The sequence below is a fragment of the Pseudomonas sp. P9_2 genome (assembly GCF_034008255.1).
GTDB classification, from domain to species: domain Bacteria; phylum Pseudomonadota; class Gammaproteobacteria; order Pseudomonadales; family Pseudomonadaceae; genus Aquipseudomonas; species Aquipseudomonas synxantha_A.
In genome coordinates, this window is sequence record NZ_CP125376.1 from 5,881,851 (window position 1) to 5,900,807 (window position 18,957).

General features: G+C 59.0%; 18 protein-coding genes. 9 read left to right on the top strand and 9 right to left on the bottom strand.

All coding sequences use genetic code 11. The features are described 5' to 3' along the window. Positions 1–9: 9 nt before the first annotated feature. From sdhA to sdhC, 3 genes are read right to left on the bottom strand one after another with little or no spacing between them, the layout of a single operon-like run. On the bottom strand, positions 10–1,782 hold the full coding sequence (gene sdhA, locus QMK52_RS25740) for a succinate dehydrogenase flavoprotein subunit (RefSeq protein ID WP_005786572.1): 1,773 nt from the start codon (positions 1,780–1,782) through the stop codon (positions 10–12). Positions 1,783–1,785: 3 nt separating this feature from the next. Next, positions 1,786–2,154, bottom strand: coding sequence for a succinate dehydrogenase, hydrophobic membrane anchor protein (sdhD, locus tag QMK52_RS25745; RefSeq protein ID WP_003172805.1), 369 nt, complete (start codon positions 2,152–2,154; stop codon positions 1,786–1,788). Continuing rightward, entirely contained in the window at positions 2,148–2,522 is a 375-nt protein-coding gene (sdhC, locus tag QMK52_RS25750; protein ID WP_003190005.1) for a succinate dehydrogenase, cytochrome b556 subunit, read from the bottom strand. Before sdhC ends, sdhD begins: the two co-directional genes overlap by 7 nt. Before the next feature lie 365 nt (positions 2,523–2,887). On the opposite strand from sdhC, the gene gltA reads away from it, so the two are divergent. Continuing rightward, complete coding sequence (gene gltA / locus QMK52_RS25755) at positions 2,888–4,177, top strand: citrate synthase (RefSeq protein WP_005786568.1); 1,290 nt, start codon at positions 2,888–2,890, stop codon at positions 4,175–4,177. A gap of 237 nt (positions 4,178–4,414) precedes the next feature. Here gltA and QMK52_RS25760 read toward each other — a convergent pair whose 3' ends face one another. The 3 genes from QMK52_RS25760 to QMK52_RS25770 form a co-directional block, all read right to left on the bottom strand. Beyond that, entirely contained in the window at positions 4,415–6,073 is a 1,659-nt protein-coding gene (locus QMK52_RS25760; protein WP_005786566.1) for a cation acetate symporter, read from the bottom strand. Further along, positions 6,070–6,381 (bottom strand): DUF485 domain-containing protein, encoded by a 312-nt coding sequence (locus tag QMK52_RS25765; protein ID WP_005786564.1) that lies wholly within the window; start codon positions 6,379–6,381, stop codon positions 6,070–6,072. Before QMK52_RS25765 ends, QMK52_RS25760 begins: the two co-directional genes overlap by 4 nt. 258 nt (positions 6,382–6,639) lie before the next feature. Then, a complete protein-coding gene (locus QMK52_RS25770) occupies positions 6,640–7,491 on the bottom strand; it encodes a glycine betaine ABC transporter substrate-binding protein (RefSeq protein ID WP_005786563.1) in 852 nt (283 codons plus the stop codon). A gap of 333 nt (positions 7,492–7,824) precedes the next feature. On the opposite strand from QMK52_RS25770, the gene QMK52_RS25775 reads away from it, so the two are divergent. After that, positions 7,825–9,378 carry a glycosyl hydrolase family 17 protein gene (locus tag QMK52_RS25775; RefSeq protein WP_320403636.1) on the top strand — a complete coding sequence of 518 codons (1,554 nt, stop codon included), beginning with the start codon at positions 7,825–7,827 and terminating at the stop codon, positions 9,376–9,378. 106 nt (positions 9,379–9,484) lie between these two features. Here QMK52_RS25775 and QMK52_RS25780 read toward each other — a convergent pair whose 3' ends face one another. Further along, positions 9,485–9,853, bottom strand: a complete 369-nt coding sequence (locus QMK52_RS25780; RefSeq protein WP_005786559.1) for a hypothetical protein — start codon at positions 9,851–9,853, stop codon at positions 9,485–9,487. 234 nt (positions 9,854–10,087) lie between these two features. Between QMK52_RS25780 and QMK52_RS25785 the strand changes: the two genes are divergently transcribed. After that, a complete protein-coding gene (locus QMK52_RS25785; RefSeq protein ID WP_005786557.1) occupies positions 10,088–11,386 on the top strand; it encodes a serine protein kinase PrkA in 1,299 nt (432 codons plus the stop codon). After that, a complete protein-coding gene (locus QMK52_RS25790; RefSeq protein ID WP_005786555.1) occupies positions 11,379–12,167 on the top strand; it encodes a VacJ family lipoprotein in 789 nt (262 codons plus the stop codon). Before QMK52_RS25785 ends, QMK52_RS25790 begins: the two co-directional genes overlap by 8 nt. 55 nt (positions 12,168–12,222) lie before the next feature. On the opposite strand, the gene QMK52_RS25795 is transcribed toward QMK52_RS25790, so the two are convergent. Beyond that, entirely contained in the window at positions 12,223–13,137 is a 915-nt protein-coding gene (locus QMK52_RS25795; RefSeq protein WP_005786553.1) for a DUF808 domain-containing protein, read from the bottom strand. Between the two features lie 134 nt (positions 13,138–13,271). Here QMK52_RS25795 and QMK52_RS25800 point away from each other — a divergent pair, with 134 nt between their 5' ends. Both QMK52_RS25800 and QMK52_RS25805 read left to right on the top strand, forming a co-directional pair. Then, positions 13,272–13,877, top strand: a complete 606-nt coding sequence (locus QMK52_RS25800) for a TetR/AcrR family transcriptional regulator (RefSeq protein ID WP_005786551.1) — start codon at positions 13,272–13,274, stop codon at positions 13,875–13,877. A 203-nt stretch (positions 13,878–14,080) separates the two neighbouring features. After that, positions 14,081–14,539 carry an REP-associated tyrosine transposase gene (locus tag QMK52_RS25805; RefSeq protein WP_320403637.1) on the top strand — a complete coding sequence of 153 codons (459 nt, stop codon included), beginning with the start codon at positions 14,081–14,083 and terminating at the stop codon, positions 14,537–14,539. A gap of 131 nt (positions 14,540–14,670) precedes the next feature. Here QMK52_RS25805 and QMK52_RS25810 read toward each other — a convergent pair whose 3' ends face one another. Next, positions 14,671–15,111, bottom strand: coding sequence for a GlcG/HbpS family heme-binding protein (locus QMK52_RS25810; protein WP_005786547.1), 441 nt, complete (start codon positions 15,109–15,111; stop codon positions 14,671–14,673). Positions 15,112–15,366: 255 nt separating this feature from the next. On the opposite strand from QMK52_RS25810, the gene gcl reads away from it, so the two are divergent. From gcl to QMK52_RS25825, 3 genes are all read left to right on the top strand, one after another. Continuing rightward, complete coding sequence (gcl, locus tag QMK52_RS25815; protein WP_032877099.1) at positions 15,367–17,142, top strand: glyoxylate carboligase; 1,776 nt, start codon at positions 15,367–15,369, stop codon at positions 17,140–17,142. A 10-nt stretch (positions 17,143–17,152) separates the two neighbouring features. Further along, positions 17,153–17,935, top strand: coding sequence for a hydroxypyruvate isomerase (hyi, locus tag QMK52_RS25820; protein ID WP_005786543.1), 783 nt, complete (start codon positions 17,153–17,155; stop codon positions 17,933–17,935). A 128-nt stretch (positions 17,936–18,063) separates the two neighbouring features. Next, on the top strand, positions 18,064–18,954 hold the full coding sequence (locus QMK52_RS25825; RefSeq protein ID WP_005786541.1) for a 2-hydroxy-3-oxopropionate reductase: 891 nt from the start codon (positions 18,064–18,066) through the stop codon (positions 18,952–18,954). The last annotated feature ends 3 nt before the right edge of the window (positions 18,955–18,957 follow it).

The following is an 18,957-nucleotide window of genomic DNA, read 5'->3' on the forward strand; positions in this document are numbered from 1 at the left end:
CAGCCACCCTTAGTAAGTCCGAATCTTCGGTTCAAACGTCGGCACCGTCTTCGGCGAGAAGTTCACGGCACGCTTGGTTACGCGCTTGTCACCCGGGAAGTACAGGGTGTGGCACAACCAGTTTTCGTCATCGCGATCTTCAAAGTCTTCACGAGCGTGAGCACCACGGGATTCTTTACGAACCTCGGCGGCGATCGCCGTCGCTTCAGCCACTTCCAGCAGGTTTTGCAGCTCAAGGGCTTCGATACGAGCGGTGTTGAACGCCTGGCTCTTATCGTTGATCTTGACGTTGGCGATACGCTTGCGCAGGTCAGCCAACTGGGCGATACCTTTCTGCATGTATTCGCCGGTACGGAACACACCGAAGTAGTTCTGCATGCAGTTTTGCAGCTCGCGACGCAGGGTTGCCACGTCTTCGCCATCAGTGCGCTCGTTCAGAGCGTTCAGGCGCGCCAGGGCCGCTTCGATATTGGCGTCGGTGGCGTCATCGTATTCGATGCCGTCGGTCAGCGCCTTTTCCAGGTGCAGGCCGGCCGCGCGACCGAACACTACCAGGTCGAGCAACGAGTTGCCGCCCAGGCGGTTGGCACCGTGAACCGATACACAAGCCACTTCACCTACCGCGAACAGACCATGGATGATCTCGTCCACGCCTTCGGCATTCTGGGTGATCGCCTGGCCGTGAATGTTGGTCGGTACGCCGCCCATCATATAGTGGCAGGTCGGAACAACCGGAACCGGAGCAACCACTGGATCAACGTGGGCAAAGGTCTTGGACAGTTCGCAGATACCTGGCAGGCGGCTGTGCAGCACTTCTTCACCGAGGTGATCGAGTTTGAGCAGTACGTGGTCACCATTCGGGCCACAACCGTTACCGGCGATGATCTCTTTAACCATCGAACGGGCCACGACGTCACGGCCAGCCAGGTCTTTGGCGTTCGGAGCATAACGCTCCATGAAACGCTCGCCGTGCTTGTTGATCAGGTAACCACCTTCACCACGGCAACCTTCGGTGACCAGTACACCGGCGCCGGCGATGCCGGTGGGGTGGAACTGCCACATTTCGATGTCTTGCACCGGTACGCCAGCACGCAGTGCCATGCCGACGCCGTCACCGGTGTTGATCAGGGCATTGGTGGTCGAGGCGTAGATACGGCCTGCACCGCCAGTCGCCAGCACGGTAGCCTTGGCGCGGATGTAGGTGGTTTCACCGGTTTCGATGCAGATGGCGATCACGCCGACGAACTCGCCCTTGCCGTTCTTCACCAGATCAACAGCGTAGTACTCGTTCAGGAACGTGGTACCGGCTTTCAGGTTGCCCTGATAAAGGGTGTGCAGCAGCGCGTGACCGGTACGGTCGGACGCAGCGCAAGTACGGGCAGCCTGCCCGCCTTTACCGTAATCCTTCGACTGGCCGCCGAATGGACGCTGGTAGATACGACCCTGCTCGGTACGCGAGAACGGCAGCCCCATGTGGTCCAGCTCGAACACTGCGGCCGGGCCTTCCTGACACATGTACTCGATAGCGTCCTGGTCACCGATGTAGTCGGAACCCTTGACGGTATCGTACATGTGCCAGCGCCAGTCATCGTTCGGGTCGGCGGAGGCGATGGCGCAGGTGATGCCACCCTGGGCCGATACGGTGTGGGAGCGCGTCGGGAACACCTTGGTGATCACGGCAGTCTTGTGACCACCCTGGGCCAGCTGCAGCGCAGCGCGCATGCCCGCACCGCCGCCACCAATAATGATGGCGTCGAATGAAATAGTTGGAATGTTAGCCATGAATCAGATACCCCAAAGAATCTGCACACCCCAGACGAAGTAAGCGAACATCGCGACGCCGCATACTGCCTGGAAGAGGAAACGTACTGCAGTCGCGGACTTGCCCAGCGCCATCGGCGTCAGGTAGTCGGTCGCGATGGTCCACATGCCGACCCAGGCGTGTGCGCCCAGGGCTACAAGGGCCAGCAGACTGAAGATTCGCATCGCATTGTGGGAAAACAGCCCGTGCCACTGCTCATAGCCGATGCCCGGGTTTGCGACGAGGTATCCGATCAGAAAAATGAAATAAGCCGCGAGAACGACCGCAGACACACGCTGTGCCATCCAGTCATAGAGGCCCGAACGCGACAGATTCGTTACGCTGGTTACCATATCCAAACTCCTGCCAGAACGATCAGCACCACGGAAATGGCGATGATGATTTTCGAGCCCAGGCGGCCGCCTTCCAGCGTCTCACCGATGCCCATGTCCATGATCAAGTGGCGCACACCGGCTACCAGGTGATACAGAAGAGAGGACAGGAGGCCCCATGCTACGAACTTGGCCAGCGGGCTGGTCAAGCATGCCTTCACCTCGGCGTAACCTTCCTCGGAACCCAGGGATTTGCTCAATGCATAAAGCATGATGCCCAAGCCCAGGAACAGGATGATGCCGGAAACACGGTGCAGGAACGACGTAACGCCGGTGATGGGGAGTTTGATGGTCCTTAGGTCTAGGTTTACAGGTCGTTGGCTATTCACGGCTTTTTTTCACACTGAAGAGCCCCTAACAATCAGGGCAAAGTTGTTGGGGAGTGCGACTGGTCAGGTAAGCACCACCCAGGGAGTGCGACCCCCAATGAAAGCAAGCCCAAAAGCCCTTGGCGGTCGGTGGCCGAGTATAGACAGTTAGGTTACTAATGACAACGCGCGCACCTCACCCTAATAGCTGATTGCGCTGGCGGGATAAAAGGCGTAAATGGCAGGCAATTTCGACGAAAAAGTACGGTTAAAGCCTTCTGGCGCAAGACTTTAGGCAAATTGACATCTGGATTTATATCAATATAGTGGTGCGGGCCCTGCGTGGGGGGTCTGTCTGATGATTTGAAGCATAAATAGGAGGCCACATGGCTGACAAAAAAGCGCAGTTGATCATCGAGGGCGCAGCCCCCGTCGAGCTGCCCATTTTAACCGGCACCGTTGGTCCCGATGTTATCGACGTACGGGGCCTGACGGCCACGGGCCGTTTTACTTTCGACCCAGGCTTCATGTCGACCGCTTCCTGCGAGTCGAAGATCACCTATATCGATGGTGACAATGGCATTCTGCTTCATCGCGGCTACCCGATCGAACAACTGGCTGAAAAGTCGGACTACCTGGAAACCTGCTACCTGCTGCTAAATGGCGAATTGCCAACAGCCGAGCAAAAGGCCCAGTTCGTCAGCACCGTGAAGAACCACACCATGGTTCACGAGCAGTTGAAGACCTTCTTCAACGGCTTCCGTCGCGACGCCCACCCGATGGCCGTCATGTGCGGCGTGGTCGGTGCCCTGTCGGCCTTCTATCATGACTCCCTGGACATCAATAACGCCGAGCATCGCGAAATTTCCGCGATCCGCCTGGTTGCCAAGATGCCGACCCTGGCCGCAATGGTTTACAAGTACTCCATGGGCCAGCCCATGATGTACCCGCGCAACGATCTGACGTACGCGGAAAACTTCCTGCACATGATGTTCAACACCCCGTGCGAGATCAAACCGATCAGCCCGGTGCTGGCCAAGGCAATGGATCGGATCTTCATCCTCCATGCCGACCACGAGCAAAACGCCTCCACTTCTACCGTCCGCCTGGCCGGCTCTTCGGGTGCCAACCCGTTTGCCTGTATCGCCGCCGGTATCGCCGCACTGTGGGGCCCTGCCCACGGCGGTGCGAACGAAGCCGTATTGACCATGCTCGATGAAATCGGCGATGTATCCAACATCGACACGTTCATCGCCAAGGCCAAGGACAAGAACGATCCATTCAAGCTGATGGGCTTCGGTCACCGGGTCTACAAGAACCGCGACCCTCGCGCGACCGTCATGAAGCAGACCTGCGACGAAGTGCTGAAGGAACTGGGCATCAAGAACGATCCGCAACTCGAACTGGCCATGCGCCTGGAAGAGATCGCCCTGACCGACCCGTACTTCATCGAGCGCTCGCTGTACCCGAACGTCGACTTCTACTCGGGGATCATCCTCAAGGCGATCGGCATTCCAACCAGCATGTTCACCGTGATCTTCGCCCTGGCGCGGACCGTAGGCTGGATTTCCCACTGGAAAGAAATGCTCTCCAGCCCGTACAAGATTGGCCGCCCACGCCAGCTGTACACCGGCTACGAGTCGCGTGACATTACCAAGCTGGAAGATCGCAAGTAAGCACTTAACGGCTTGCTTGTAATGAGAACGGCCTCCCTTAGCGGAGGCCGTTTTTGTTTGTGTGGCCTGATCTACCGCCATCGCAGGCAAGCCAGCTCCCACAGTCGATCGGGTTCACACAGTCAACCTGTGGGAGCCGGGCTTGCCCGCGATGAGGCCAGCCCAGGCAACACAAAAGACCCAGGCAAAAAAATACCCCGGCCTTGCGACCGAGGTATCTCTTATGCATCTGACGACTTAGTGATTAACCGCCCCGCTCGCCCCCAGGCCAGTCTGCGAACGCACAAACTGCGGGAAATACAGCGCACGCTCTTTCTCCGCCGCCGCCGACTTGTCGGTGATGGAGAAGAACCAGATGCCGATGAACGCAATGATCATCGAGAACAGCGCCGGGTATTCGTACGGGAAGATCGCCTTTTCATGGTGCAGGATCGAGACCCAGATGGTCGGGCCGAGGATCATCAGGCCCACGGCACTGATCAAGCCCAGCCAGCCGCCGATCATGGCGCCACGGGTGGTGAGGTTTTTCCAGTACATGGAAAGCAGCAACACCGGGAAGTTACAGCTGGCGGCAATCGAGAACGCCAGGCCGACCATGAACGCAATGTTCTGGCTTTCGAACAGGATGCCCAAGCCAATCGCCAGCACCGCCAGGGCGATGGTGGTGATCTTCGATACGCGAATTTCATCCTTCTCGTTGGCCTTGCCTTTCTTGATCACGCTGGCATACAGGTCATGGGACACCGCCGAAGCACCGGCCAGGGTCAAGCCGGCAACCACCGCAAGGATGGTGGCGAAGGCCACGGCCGAGATGAAGCCCAGGAAGATACTGCCGCCCACCGCGTTGGCCAGGTGCACCGCCGCCATGTTGTTACCGCCAAGCAAGGCGCCTGCTGCATCCTTGAACGCCGGGTTGGTGCTGACCAGCAGAATCGCGCCAAAGCCGATGATGAACGTCAGGATGTAGAAGTAACCAATGAAGCCGGTTGCATACAGCACGCTTTTACGCGCTTCCTTGGCATCGCTCACCGTGAAGAAGCGCATCAGGATGTGCGGCAGGCCGGCGGTACCGAACATCAGGGCCAGCCCAAGGGAGAATGCCGAGATCGGGTCTTTCACCAGCCCACCCGGGCTCATGATCGCTTCACCTTTAGGGTGAACCTTGATCGCCTCGGCAAACAGCGTGTTGAAGTCGAAGTTGACGTGCTTCATCACCATCAGCGCCATGAACGAAGCACCGGAGAGCAGCAGCACTGCCTTGATGATCTGCACCCAGGTGGTCGCCAACATGCCGCCGAACAACACGTACAGGCACATCAGAATGCCGACCAGAATCACCGCCACATGGTAATCCAGGCCGAACAGCAGCTGGATCAACTTGCCCGCGCCAACCATCTGCGCGATCAGGTAGAACGCCACCACCACCAGCGAGCCACAGGCCGACAGGCTGCGGATCTGGGTTTGCCCGAGGCGATAGGACGCCACGTCGGCAAAGGTGTACTTGCCCAGGTTACGCAGGCGCTCGGCGATCAGGAACAGAATGATCGGCCAGCCCACCAGAAAGCCGATCGAGTAGATCAGGCCGTCGTAGCCGGAGGTGAACACCAGCGCGGAAATCCCCAGGAAGGACGCGGCCGACATGTAGTCGCCGGCAATCGCCAGGCCATTCTGGAAACCAGTGATCTTGCCGCCTGCTGCATAGTAGTCAGCCGCCGACTTGTTGCGCTTGGACGCCCAATACGTGATGCACAGGGTGGCGCCGACAAACGCGACGAACATCACGATGGCCGAGACGTTCAGCGGTTGCTTGTGCACTTCACCGGTCAATGCGTCCGCCGCCCAGACGGCCGGAGCAAACAGCGAAGCGCCGAATATAGCCAATAGACGCCGGATCATTGCGCAGCCTCCTTGAGAATCGCATTGTTCAGGTCGTCAAATTCGCCGTTGGCCCGGCGTACGTAGATGCCGGTGAGAATGAAGGCAGACACAATCAGCCCGACGCCCAGGGGAATGCCCCAGGTAATCGAGGAACCGGGGCTGATCTTGGCCCCCAGTATTTGTGGCCCGTAGGCAATCAACAGGATGAAAGCGGAGTAAAGCCCTAGCATGATCGCCGAGAGAATCCAGGCGAATCTTTCCCTTTTCCTGACCAGCTCCTTGAAACGCGGGCTGTTTTGAATCGAGAGGTAAATGCTGTCGTTCATTGTTTTTATCCTCGCAGCACAGCTTTTTTATTATTTTGGAACATATCCACTGTATGCGGCTGCGGAAGAGGTTCCAGACGACCTTAGTAGTAGATCGAGTGTAGCGAGGGATGGCCAAAGCGCAGGAAGATTTGAGGCGGTGCGAAACCAATGTGGGAGGGGGCTTGCTCCCGATAGCGATGTGCCAGTCAAAAAATCTGTGACTGGCCTACCGCTATCGGGAGCAAGCCCCCTCCCACAGGGGTACATCAGCGGCTTTTATTTAGCGGTCCACTCAGCGACGCGCTCAGGGTGCTTGGCCACCCAATCCTTGGCCGCTGCGTCTGGCTTGGTGCCTTCCTGGATAGCGAGCATGACTTCACCGATTTCATCCTTGGAGGCCCACTGGAATTTTTTCAGGAAAGCTGCCACTTCCGGCGCTTTCTTTTCCAGGCCCTTGCTGCCGATGCTGTTGACGGTTTCAGCAGCACCATAAATCCCTTTTGGGTCGTCCAGGAAACGCAGTTTCCACTTGGCGAACATCCAATGGGGCACCCAACCGGTTACCGCAATGGATTCCTGCTTGTCTTCGGCACGTGTCAGCTCAGCGATCATCGCCGCGCCCGAGCTGGCTTGCAGTTTGTAGTCCAGGCCGTATTGCTTGATGGCGTCGTCGGTCTTGAGCATCACGCCTGAACCGGCGTCGATGCCGACGATCTTGTTTTTGAAGGTGGTGTCGGTCTTGAGGTCTTCGATGGATTTGGCCTTGACGTACTCCGGTACGATCAAGCCAATTTTTGCATCCTTGAAGTTGGGGCCGTAGTCGACCACCTTGTCCTTGTTCTTGGCCCAGTATTCACCATGGGTCACCGGCAGCCAGGCAGACAGCATGGCATCGAGCTTGCCGGTGGCGACGCCCTGCCACATGATCCCCGTGGCGACCGCTTGCAGTTTCACGTCATAACCAAGCTTTTGCTTGATCACTTCCGCCGCCACATGGGTCGTGGCAACGCTGTCGGACCAACCGTCCACGTAACCGATGCTCAGGGTTTTGCTGTCGGCACTGACCAGTGTGGAGCCCATCGCAACTACCAGCGTGGCAGCTGCGCCCAAGAGTCGTCGCATCTTCATATGTACTTCCCCGAAAGTGCTGCGCCCGACGGATGCCGAGCGACATCAACCTGTTGTTATGCGGTGCACCGCGCCCCCTTCACGCGCATCGATCCGGTTGCTGAGGCATCAGTGGAGTACTGACAGTTTTATCATCAACCTGCGTAGGCCTTTGCCCTGCTCTGTGGGCGACCTTGGTTGAGCAAGAAACGACATCACATCGCCAGCAGGACATTTTGTAGGAGTTATCCTCAGAATCCCGCCCGAAGTTTGCATGTCAAAATTATGCAGCCGCACTGGCACGCGCCAAATCCGGGTAAGATGCGCGCCTTTGCTCCCCCAGATAAGCCGACCATGCCTGCGACTGCCCGCTTTCCTGCCCTGCCCTATTTTCTTGCCTTGATCCTTGGTGTGCTTGCCCTCGCCGGCTACTGGTATGGCCTCGGCCGGCCGGTAGTGCTGCCGGATGTGGCGAGCGCCAGTCACAAGTTGCAGTGTGCGTCCTACACGCCCTTCGACAAGGACCAGTCGCCGTTTGACCAGCCATTCAAGCTGCGCCCCGAACGCATGGATGCCGACCTGGCCTTGCTGGCCACACGCTTTGAATGCATCCGCACCTACTCCATGACCGGCCTGGAAGCCTTGCCGGGCATGGCGCGCAAGCATGGTTTGAAGGTCATGGCCGGCGCCTGGGTCAGCAGTGATCCGGTGGCGACCCAGAAAGAAATCAACGAACTGATCGCGGCGGCCAACACCAATCCCGACATCGTCACTTCGGTGATCGTCGGCAACGAGGCGCTGCTGCGCAAGGAAGTCACGGCCAAGCAACTGGTGGCGCTTATCCATCAAGTCAAAAGCCAGATCAAGCAACCGGTCACCTATGCCGATGTGTGGGAGTTCTGGCTGCAACACCCGGAAATCGAGCCGGCGGTGGACTTCCTGACCATTCACCTGCTGCCGTACTGGGAAGATGAGCCGTCCGGCATCGACCAGGCGCTCAAGCATGTAGGCGATGTACGCCAGACCTTCGGCCACAAGTTCGCGCCCAAGGACATCGTGATCGGCGAGACCGGTTGGCCCAGCGAAGGCCGTCAGCGCGAGACTGCTGTGCCGAGCCGGGTGAATGAAGCCAAGTTCATGCGCGGCTTTGTCGCCATGGCCGAAGCCAATGGCTGGCGCTACAACCTGATCGAAGCGTTTGACCAGCCATGGAAACGTGCAAGTGAAGGCGCAGTGGGCGGTTATTGGGGGCTGTTCGATGCAGACCGCCAGGACAAGGGCATCCTCGCAGGGCCGGTGACCAATGTGCCGTACTGGCCGTTGTGGCTGGGCGTAGGCGCAGTGATTCTGCTCGGCACCCTGACGCTCGGTGGCCGCGTTCGCAGCAAGCGCTCCGCGGTGCTCCTGCCACTGCTCGGTGCGGTGGCTGCCTGCTCCATCGGCACCTGGGCCGAACTGACCCGCGTCACTGCGCGTTTCAACGATGAATGGGTATGGGCAGGCTTGCTGGTGGTCTTGAACCTGTTGGTGCTGGCCCACGCCGCCCTGACCCTCGGCGCCCGTGACGGGTGGCGTGAGCGAGCGTTCAACTGGCTGGAGCAACGCGCAGGCTGGTTGATGGCAATCGCTGGGTTTGCGGGAGCCATCATGATGCTGGCGCTGGTGTTTGACCCGCGTTATCGCAGCTTTCCAAGCGCGGCGCTGGTGCTGCCAGCCCTGGTGTACCTGGTGCGCCCGGTGACCGGGCCGCGTCGGGAGATTGCGCTGCTGGCCTTCATTATCGGTGCCGGCATTGCGCCACAGCTGTACCGTGAAGGTCTGTTGAACCAGCAGGCTTGGGGTTGGGCGGTGGTCAGCGTGCTGATGGTTGCGGCTTTGTGGCGTTGCTTGCGAGTGCGCAAGGCTTAAGATCGCTATCGCAGGCAAGCCAGCTCCCACATTTGACCGTGCTCACAGATAGAAATGTGTGAACCCAATCAACTGTGGGAGCTGGCTCGCCTGCGATGAGGCCACATCAGGCGCCGCCAGGCTTCCTGACCAACCGCAACCCCGCAATCACCACCGCAAACACCGCAAACGTGGTGTTATACAACGCCAAGGCCGGTAACCCGAACACCATCCCCAGCACCGCCAAGCCCCACCCCGCACGCCCCGGTACAAAAAAGCCCAACACCGAGGTGATCAACGCCGCCCAGCCCAGCACCTTGAAGTGAATCATCAACCCCAGGTTCGCACGCACCTGGCACTCCCAGCGGCTGGCCTCCTCTGCGCAGAGGCCGACCCACTGCCCATCCTCCATAAAGCCATAACGTGCGGCATAACTGGCAGCCAGCCATAACGGCAGAGCAACAAGCAGCAAAATCAACGGCAAGCGGCGGGACATGGGGCACTCCGATAGGCAAAAACGGCGCTCAGCTTAATCCCACCGCGGCCGTTAGCAAGGTGTTCGCGCAGATATCTGTTCAACAATGCATGGCAAAGTGTATCGTCTGGCTACTATTACCCCGATTCCGACGTTTTTTCCGACTTTTCGTGCCGCTGCCTGGCACTTCGGTGGTAACGCGGTGGTCATAGCCTGCGAATTTCATTCAGCACGTTTCCTCTTAGGGATTAAGTCATGCTCCGTTCCTTGCGCTGTGCTGCCTTGCTGGGCAGCCTATTTTTGAGTGCGTCAGCACTGGCCGTCGATATCGACCAAGCCAGCTATGGCTACCCTTTGACCAACCCGTTCGAAGCGACCATCGCCACCACGCCTCCCGATCTTCGGCCAACCTTGCCGACCGATGATGAGATCAACCAATCCGATTACACCCTGAATATGCGCCCCGAGCGTGAGTTCAGCCTGCCCGATAACTTCTGGGCAGTGAAGAAGCTCACCTATCGCATCGCCAAGCAGGACCGCGCCGCGCCGCTGATCTTCCTGATCGCGGGCACCGGTGCGCGGTTCGACAGCAGCATCAACGAATACCTGAAAAAGCTGTATTACCAGGCCGGCTACCACGTGGTGCAGTTGTCATCGCCCACCAGTTTCGACTTCATCAGCGCCGCCTCGCGCTTCGCCACCCCGGGTATCACCCAGGAAGACGCCGAAGACATGTACCGCGTGATGCAAGCCGTGCGTGCACAAAATGCCTCGTTGCCGGTGACCGACTTCTACCTCACCGGCTACAGCCTGGGCGCCCTGGATGCAGCGTTTGTCAGCAAGCTGGATGAGACCCGCCGCAGCTTCAACTTCAAGAAAGTGCTGCTGCTCAACCCGCCGGTCAACCTCTACACCTCGATCACCAACCTCGACAAGCTGGTACAGACCGAGGTCAAGGGCATCAACAACACCACCACCTTCTACGAGCTGGTGCTGAGCAAACTGACCCGTTACTTCCAGCAAAAAGGCTATATCGACCTCAACGATGCCCTGCTCTATGACTTCCAGCAGTCCAAGCAGCACCTGAGCAACGAACAGATGGCCATGTTGATCGGCACCTCGTTCCGCTTCTCGGCTGCCGACATTGCCTTTACCTCGGACCTGATCAACCGCCGTGGCCTGATCATTCCGCCTAAATACCCGATCACCGAAGGCACCAGCCTCACGCCGTTCCTCAAGCGTGCCCTGCAATGCGACTTCGACTGCTACCTCACCGAGCAAGTGATCCCGATGTGGCGCGCCCGCTCCGACGGCGGCAGCCTGCTGCAACTGATCGATCAGGTCAGCCTGTACGCCCTCAAGGACTACCTGCGCGACAGCCCGAAAATCGCCGTAATGCATAACGCCGATGACGTGATCCTCGGCCCTGGCGATCTGGGTTTCCTGCGTAAAACCTTCGGCGATCGCTTGACCGTCTACCCGCTGGGCGGCCACTGCGGCAACCTCAATTACCGCGTCAACGCCGACGCCATGCTGGAGTTCTTCCGTGGCTAAATATCTTCTGCTGCTCGCCGCACTGATGTGCGCAGGCGTGGCCAATGCCGACAACAGCAAGGCTCAAGAGCCCATCAAGGTCGATGCCGACGGCTTCAAGGAGCCGCTGACCAAGCTCAAGTTCAACCCGGGCCTGGACCAGCGTGAATTCGAGCGTTCCACGCTCACCGCGCTCAACGTCTACGACCCGCTGGAGTCGTGGAACCGCCGCGTTTACCACTTCAACTACCGCTTCGACCAATGGGTGTTCCTGCCGGTGGTCAATGGCTACCGCTACGTCACGCCGAGCTTCCTGCGCACCGGTGTGAGCAACTTCTTCAACAACCTGGGCGATGTGCCCAATCTGTTGAACAGCCTGTTGCAACTCAAGGGCCATCGCTCCCTGGAAACCACCGGGCGCCTGCTGGTCAACACCACCATCGGCGTCGCCGGCCTGTGGGACCCGGCAACGGCCATGGGCCTGCCACGCCAGAGTGAAGACTTCGGCCAGACCCTGGGCTTCTACGGCGTACCGGGCGGTGCCTATGTGATGTTGCCGATCTTTGGCCCGTCGAACCTGCGTGATACCACCGGCTTGCTGGTGGACTACACGGCAGAATCGCAGATCAACTTCCTCAACGTGTCCGAAGTCAGCTCCAACCACCCGGAAGTCTGGGCCCTGCGCGCAGTGGACAAGCGCTACCAGACCAGCTTTCGCTATGGTCAGATGAACTCGCCATTTGAGTATGAGAAGGTGCGGTATATCTATACGGAGTCGCGTAAGTTGCAGATTGCCGAGTAATTCGCGCCAATAAAAAAGGCCATTCGATTGAATGGCCTTTTTTGTGCCTGCTACGTCATGCCCTGAGCGCTTTCCAGCCCTTGCCCACGATGCTGACCGCCGCCAGCACCACAGCCCCGGCAATAATCCCCGCCACCGCATTCAGCAACGTCGGCATCAGCCACGCCAGCGCCCCTGTGCTTTGGCTGACTGTCTCGATCCAATGGTGCACCACCGGCACGCCATGGGTGAGAATCCCGCCGCCGACCATGAACATCGCCGCCGTGCCAATCACTGACAGGCTCTTCATCATGTAGGGGGCCGCACTCAGAATCGCGCCGCCAATACTGCGCGCCACCTGACCCGGCTTCTGCGTCAGCCACAGCCCCAGGTCGTCGAGCTTGACGATACCGGCGACCAAGCCGTAAACGCCAATGGTCATGACAATGGCGATACCGGACAGCACGATCACCTGTTGAGTCAGCTGCGCATCGGCAACGATGCCAAGGGTGATGGCGATGATTTCCGCTGAAAGGATGAAGTCGGTACGGATTGCGCCCTTGATCTTGTCTTTTTCAAAGGCCACCAGATCGGTTGCCGGGTCTGCCACGGCCTCTGCCAACTGCGCGTGTTGGGCCTGGTCTTCAGCCTTGCTGTGCAGGAATTTGTGCGCGAGCTTCTCAAAACCTTCGAAACATAGATAAGCGCCGCCAAGCATCAGCAAGGGGGTCACTGCCCAGGGCGCGAAGGCACTGATCAGCAACGCGGTCGGCACCAGTATCAATTTGTTGAGAAACGAGCCTTTGGCCACGGCCCATACCACGGGAATTTCGCGCTCGGCACGCACGCCGGAGACCTGCTGGGCGTTGAGCGCCAAGTCATCCCCGAGCACCCCCGAGGTCTTCTTCGCGGCCATTTTTGTCATCAGTGCAACGTCATCGAGTACCGCGGCGATATCGTCGAGCAAAACCAACAAGCTGCTTCCTGCCATGAATCGGGCATCCGTCAAGAAAAGGTGCTGCGAGCATAGCGCGGCGCAAGGGGTTGCGGGCAGATTGTTGAGGCCCGCGGATGGCCGGTGCTACCATGCGCAACCGCCTGTCATGGCAAGGAAACGTCTGGTTTATGAGCAGCATTCGCGAGCGCAACAAAGAAAAAATCCTGCGGGCGGCGAGCGAGGAGTTTGCCGACAAGGGCTTCGCCGCGACCAAAACCAGCGACATCGCCGCCAAGGCCGGGCTGCCCAAGCCCAACGTCTACTACTACTTCAAGTCCAAGGACAACCTCTACCGCGAGGTGCTCGAAAGCATTATCGAGCCAATCCTCGCCGCTTCCACGCCGTTCAACCCCGACGGCGAGCCCAAGGAAGTGCTGAGCAATTACATCCGCTCGAAAATCCGCATCTCCCGTGACCTGCCATTTGCCTCCAAGGTGTTCGCCAGCGAAATCATGCACGGCGCCCCGCACTTGAGCACCGAGCAGATTGAACAGCTCAACGCCCAGGCCAAGCACAATATCGATTGCATCCAGAACTGGGTGGATCGTGGGTTGATTGCGGCTATCGACCCTAATCACCTGATGTTCAGCATCTGGGCGGCGACCCAGACCTATGCGGACTTTGACTGGCAGATCTCTGCCGTTACCGGCAAGGCCAAGTTGGATGAAGCCGATTATGAGGCGGCGGCGCAGACGATTATCCGGCTGGTGCTCAAGGGGTGTGAGCCGGACTGATAGACCGCGGCGAGGCTATCGCAGGCAAGCCAGCTCCCACACGGATTTGCGCCGGACACAAAATGTAAAGTGGTCACAATCCCCTGTGGGAGCGGGCTTGCCCGCGATAGCGCCCATCCAGACACATCCTGCTAAAAGCCTGCCGATCAGCCTTCGCCCCTCAGTCTAGCCTCTCAGAACACCATCTGAAGAGAGGCCAAGGAATGCCCGATCTCCCTGCTTCAAATCGCCTGCGCATCGGTCGCTATAACGAATCCAACCGCATTTACCTGCTCACCACCAACACCCTTGAACGCGAGCCCATCTTCAGCGACTTCAAACTCGGCCGTCTGGTCGTACAACAATTCAGGATCGCTCAATATAAAGGGCTCGCAACATCATTGGCCTGGGTAGTAATGCCTGATCATTTCCATTGGCTTGTTTCTCTGGAGAAAGGTTCGCTTGCCGACTTGATGCGCCAAGTTAAATCCAAGAGCACCCGAGTGGTGAATGCGGTGGCTGGCCGCCAAGGTCGCCTCTGGCAGCCGGGCTTTCATGATCATGCCGTGCGTCGAAAGGAAAGCCTTGAGGGGATTGCACGTTACATCGTAGCCAATCCACTCAGGGCCGGGCTGGTAAAGAAATTTGGTGACTATCCGCTGTGGGATGCCATTTGGGTTTGACTGTAGACCGAGTCGACTGCATCGCAGGCAAGCCAGCTCCCACACTGAGTGGGCTCACACAGTTAGATCTGTGAACACCGTCAATGTGGGAGCTGGCTTGCCTGCGATAGCTTACTCACAGTCAGAACGACTCAAGCCGACACCCCCGCATCCGCCATCAACCCCACCCCCTCAATCGCCGTGATCGCACACTGCTCGTCAATGTCCGACGTATCCCCGGTGATTCCAATCGCCCCCAACACCACCCCCGACTGATCCCGTATCAACACCCCGCCCGGCGCCGGCACCACACTGCCCTGCCCCAGGCTGTTCAACGCTGCGATAAACGCCGGCCGCTGCTGCGCATCCAGCGCTAGTAAACGTGAGCCCTTGCCCAAGGCAATCGCCCCCCAGGCCTTGCCGATGGCGATTTGCGGGCGCAGCAGGCTGGCGCCGTCTTCGCGCTGCAAGGTAATCAAGTGCCCCCCGCTATCGAGTACCGCGATGGTCAGCGGCGCTGCAGAAATCGTGCGGCCTGCGGCGATGGCTTGGCCGGCCAATTGGGTGGCGAGTTTCAAGGTTAAAGCGCTCATGGTGCCGTCCTTCTTTTGTTATTGGAAAGCGGTGGAGTTCTGTTTGATCAGATGCTCGATCGAATAAATAGAACACAATGACATTTGTTTTTGTATACAATATTTTCAAACAAAGGCTCCATACGTCGAAAAAAGCCGTTCCGACGAACGCAAAGGCCGTTTCATAAAATGCATTGACCTGCGCAGTCCGCCGTGAATACACTTTGGACAGACACCACTTGTATACAATTACAAAACGCAAGAGGCACCAAAACCATGAGCAAAATGAGAGCAATCGAAGCCGCTGTCCTGGTGATGCGCCGTGAAGGTGTGGATACCGCCTTCGGCATCCCGGGCGCCGCGATCAACCCGCTGTATTCAGCCTTGCAGAAGGTGGGTGGCATCGATCACGTCCTTGCTCGCCACGTTGAAGGCGCCTCGCACATGGCCGAGGGCTATACCCGCACCAAGGCCGGCAATATCGGCGTGTGCATCGGCACGTCGGGCCCGGCGGGCACCGACATGGTCACCGGCCTGTACAGCGCCTCGGCCGACTCGATTCCGATCCTGTGCATCACCGGGCAAGCGCCGCGTGCACGGATGCACAAGGAAGACTTCCAGGCCGTCGATATCACCAGCATCGTCAAGCCCGTGACCAAGTGGGCCACCACCGTGCTCGAACCCGGCCAGGTGCCCTACGCGTTCCAGAAGGCTTTCTATGAAATGCGTTCCGGGCGCCCCGGCCCGGTACTGATCGACTTGCCGTTCGACGTACAAATGGCCGAGATCGAATTCGACATCGACGCCTACCAGCCACTCCCCCTGGCCAAGCCGTTGGCCACCCGCATCCAGGTCGAGAAAGCCTTGGCGATGCTGGACCAGGCTGAACGCCCATTGCTGGTGAGCGGTGGTGGCGTGATCAACGCCGACGCCAGCGAGTTGCTGGTGGAGTTCGCTGAGTTGACCGGCATCCCGGTGATTCCGACCCTGATGGGCTGGGGCACCATTCCCGATGACCACCCGCTGATGGTCGGCATGGTCGGCCTGCAGACGTCCCACCGTTATGGCAACGCGACGATGCTCAAGTCGGACGTGGTGCTGGGTATCGGCAACCGCTGGGCCAACCGTCACACCGGCTCGGTGGAGGTGTACACCGAAGGGCGCAGATTCATTCACGTTGACATCGAGCCGACGCAGATTGGCCGCGTGTTCACCCCGGACCTGGGCATCGTCTCCGACGCAGGCTCTGCGCTGACGATGTTCATTGAAGTGGCCCGCGAATGGAAAGCCGCCGGCAAGCTCAAGGATCGCAGCGCCTGGTTGCATGACTGCCAGCAACGCAAAGCCACGCTGCACCGCAAGACGCACTTCGACAACGTGCCGGTCAAGCCGCAACGCGTGTACGAAGAGATGAACCAGGTGTTCGGCAAAGACACCTGCTACGTCAGCACCATCGGCCTGTCGCAGATTGCCGGCGCGCAATTTTTGCATGTGTACAAGCCACGCCACTGGATCAACTGCGGCCAGGCGGGCCCGCTGGGCTGGACCATTCCGGCGGCACTCGGCGTGGTCAAGGCCGACCCGAGCCGCAAGGTGGTGGCGCTGTCAGGCGACTACGACTTCCAGTTCATGATCGAAGAACTGGCGGTGGGCGCGCAGTTCAAGCTGCCGTACATCCACGTGGTGGTGAACAACTCTTACCTGGGGCTGATCCGCCAGGCCCAGCGTGGGTTCGAGATGGACTACTGCGTGCAGCTGTCTTTCGACAACCTCAACGCCCCGGAACTCAACGGTTATGGCGTCGACCATGTGGCGGTTGCCGAGGGCTTGGGCTGCAAGGCGCTGCGTGTGTTCGAGCCGGGCCAGATCCAACCGGCCCTGCGCAAAGCTCAGGAAATGATCGAAGAATTCAAAGTGCCGGTGATCGTTGAGATTATTCTGGAGCGAGTCACCAATATTTCCATGGGCACCGAGATCAACGCCGTCAACGAATTCGAAGACCTGGCCCTGGTCGGCAACGATGCGCCGACTGCCATTTCCCTGCTCGATTAAGGAGAACCCTATGCCGCGCTTTGCCGCCAACCTGTCCATGCTGTTTACCGAACAGGACTTCCTTGCTCGCTTCAAGGCAGCCGCCGATGCCGGCTTCGAAGGTGTGGAATACCTGTTCCCGTACGAATTCAGCTCTGCCGATATCAAGGCGCAGCTCGATGCCAACGGCCTGACCCAGGTGCTGTTCAACCTGCCGGCCGGTGATTGGGCCAAGGGCGAGCGCGGCCTGGCCTGCCACCCGGACCGGGTCGAGGAGTTTCGCGCCGGGGTCAAGCTGGCCATCGCCTACGCCCAGGTGTTGGGCAATACCCAGATCAACTGCCTGGCGGGTATCCGGCCACAAGGCGTCGATGACGAGACCGTGGAAAAAACCTTCGTCGCCAACCTCAAGTACGCCGCCGAGAAGCTGCAGGCGGCGGGTATCAAGCTGGTGATGGAGATGATCAACACCCGCGACATTCCGGGCTTCTACCTCAACAACACGGCGCAGGCTCTGTCGATTCGCGAGCAAGTGGGCAGCGCCAACCTGTTCCTGCAATACGACATCTACCACATGCAAATCATGGAAGGCGACCTGGCGCGGACCCTGCAAACGCACCTGGGTGAGATCAACCATATCCAGCTGGCGGACAACCCGGGGCGCAACGAGCCAGGTACCGGTGAGATCAACTACCGCTTCCTGTTCGAGCATCTGGACCGCATTGGTTACGCGGGTTGGGTCGGCTGTGAGTACAAGCCGTTGACCACGACCGAGGCGGGTTTGGGTTGGCTCAAGACCCATAACGCCATCTGACAACTGACACAACATAAAACAATGTGGGAGCGGGCTTGCCTGCGATGCAAACACCTCGGTGTATCAGTCAGGTCCGGTTGATGCCATCGCAGGCAAGCCAGCTCCCACATTAAAAGAGGATTTTGATCATGGCTAAAATCGGATTTATCGGCACCGGGATCATGGGCCAACCCATGGCCGCCAACCTGCAGAAAGCCGGTCACCAACTGTTTCTCTCCGAGCACCACGGCAAAGCGCCCGCCGAGCTGCTTGCTGCCGGCGCCATCGCCTTGGCCAACCCGCAGCAGGTCGCCCAGGAAGCGGAATTCATCATCGTCATGGTGCCCGACACCCCACAGGTCGAAGACGTGCTGTTGCGCGCCGATGGCGTGGCCGCCGGTCTGTCACCCAATAAAGTAGTGATCGACATGAGCTCGATCTCCCCCACCGCCACCAAGGCGTTCGCGGCGAAGATCAACGAAACCGGCGCGCAGTACCTGGATGCACCGGTGTCTGGCGGTGAAGTCGGCGCCAAGGCCGGTACCTTGAGTATCATGGTCGGTGGTGAACCGCAGACGTTCGAACGCGCATTGCCGCTGTTCCAGGCCATGGGCAAGAACATCACCCTGGTGGGCGGTAACGGCGATGGCCAGACCGCCAAGGTCGCCAACCAGATCATCGTCGCGCTGAACATCCAGGCGGTGGCCGAAGCATTGCTGTTTGCCTCGAAAAACGGTGCCGACCCGGCCAAGGTGCGTGAAGCGTTGATGGGTGGCTTTGCGTCGTCGAAGATTCTGGAAGTACATGGCGAACGCATGATCAAGGGCACCTTCGATCCGGGCTTTCGCATCAACCTGCACCAGAAAGACCTGAACCTGGCATTGGCCGGCGCCAAGGAACTTGGGATCAACCTGCCGAACACCGCCGGCACCCAGCAAGTGTTCAGCACCTGCACGGCAATTGGCGGCGGTAACTGGGACCACTCGGCACTGATCAAGGGCCTGGAGCATATGGCCAATTTCTCCATCCGCGACAAGTAACCC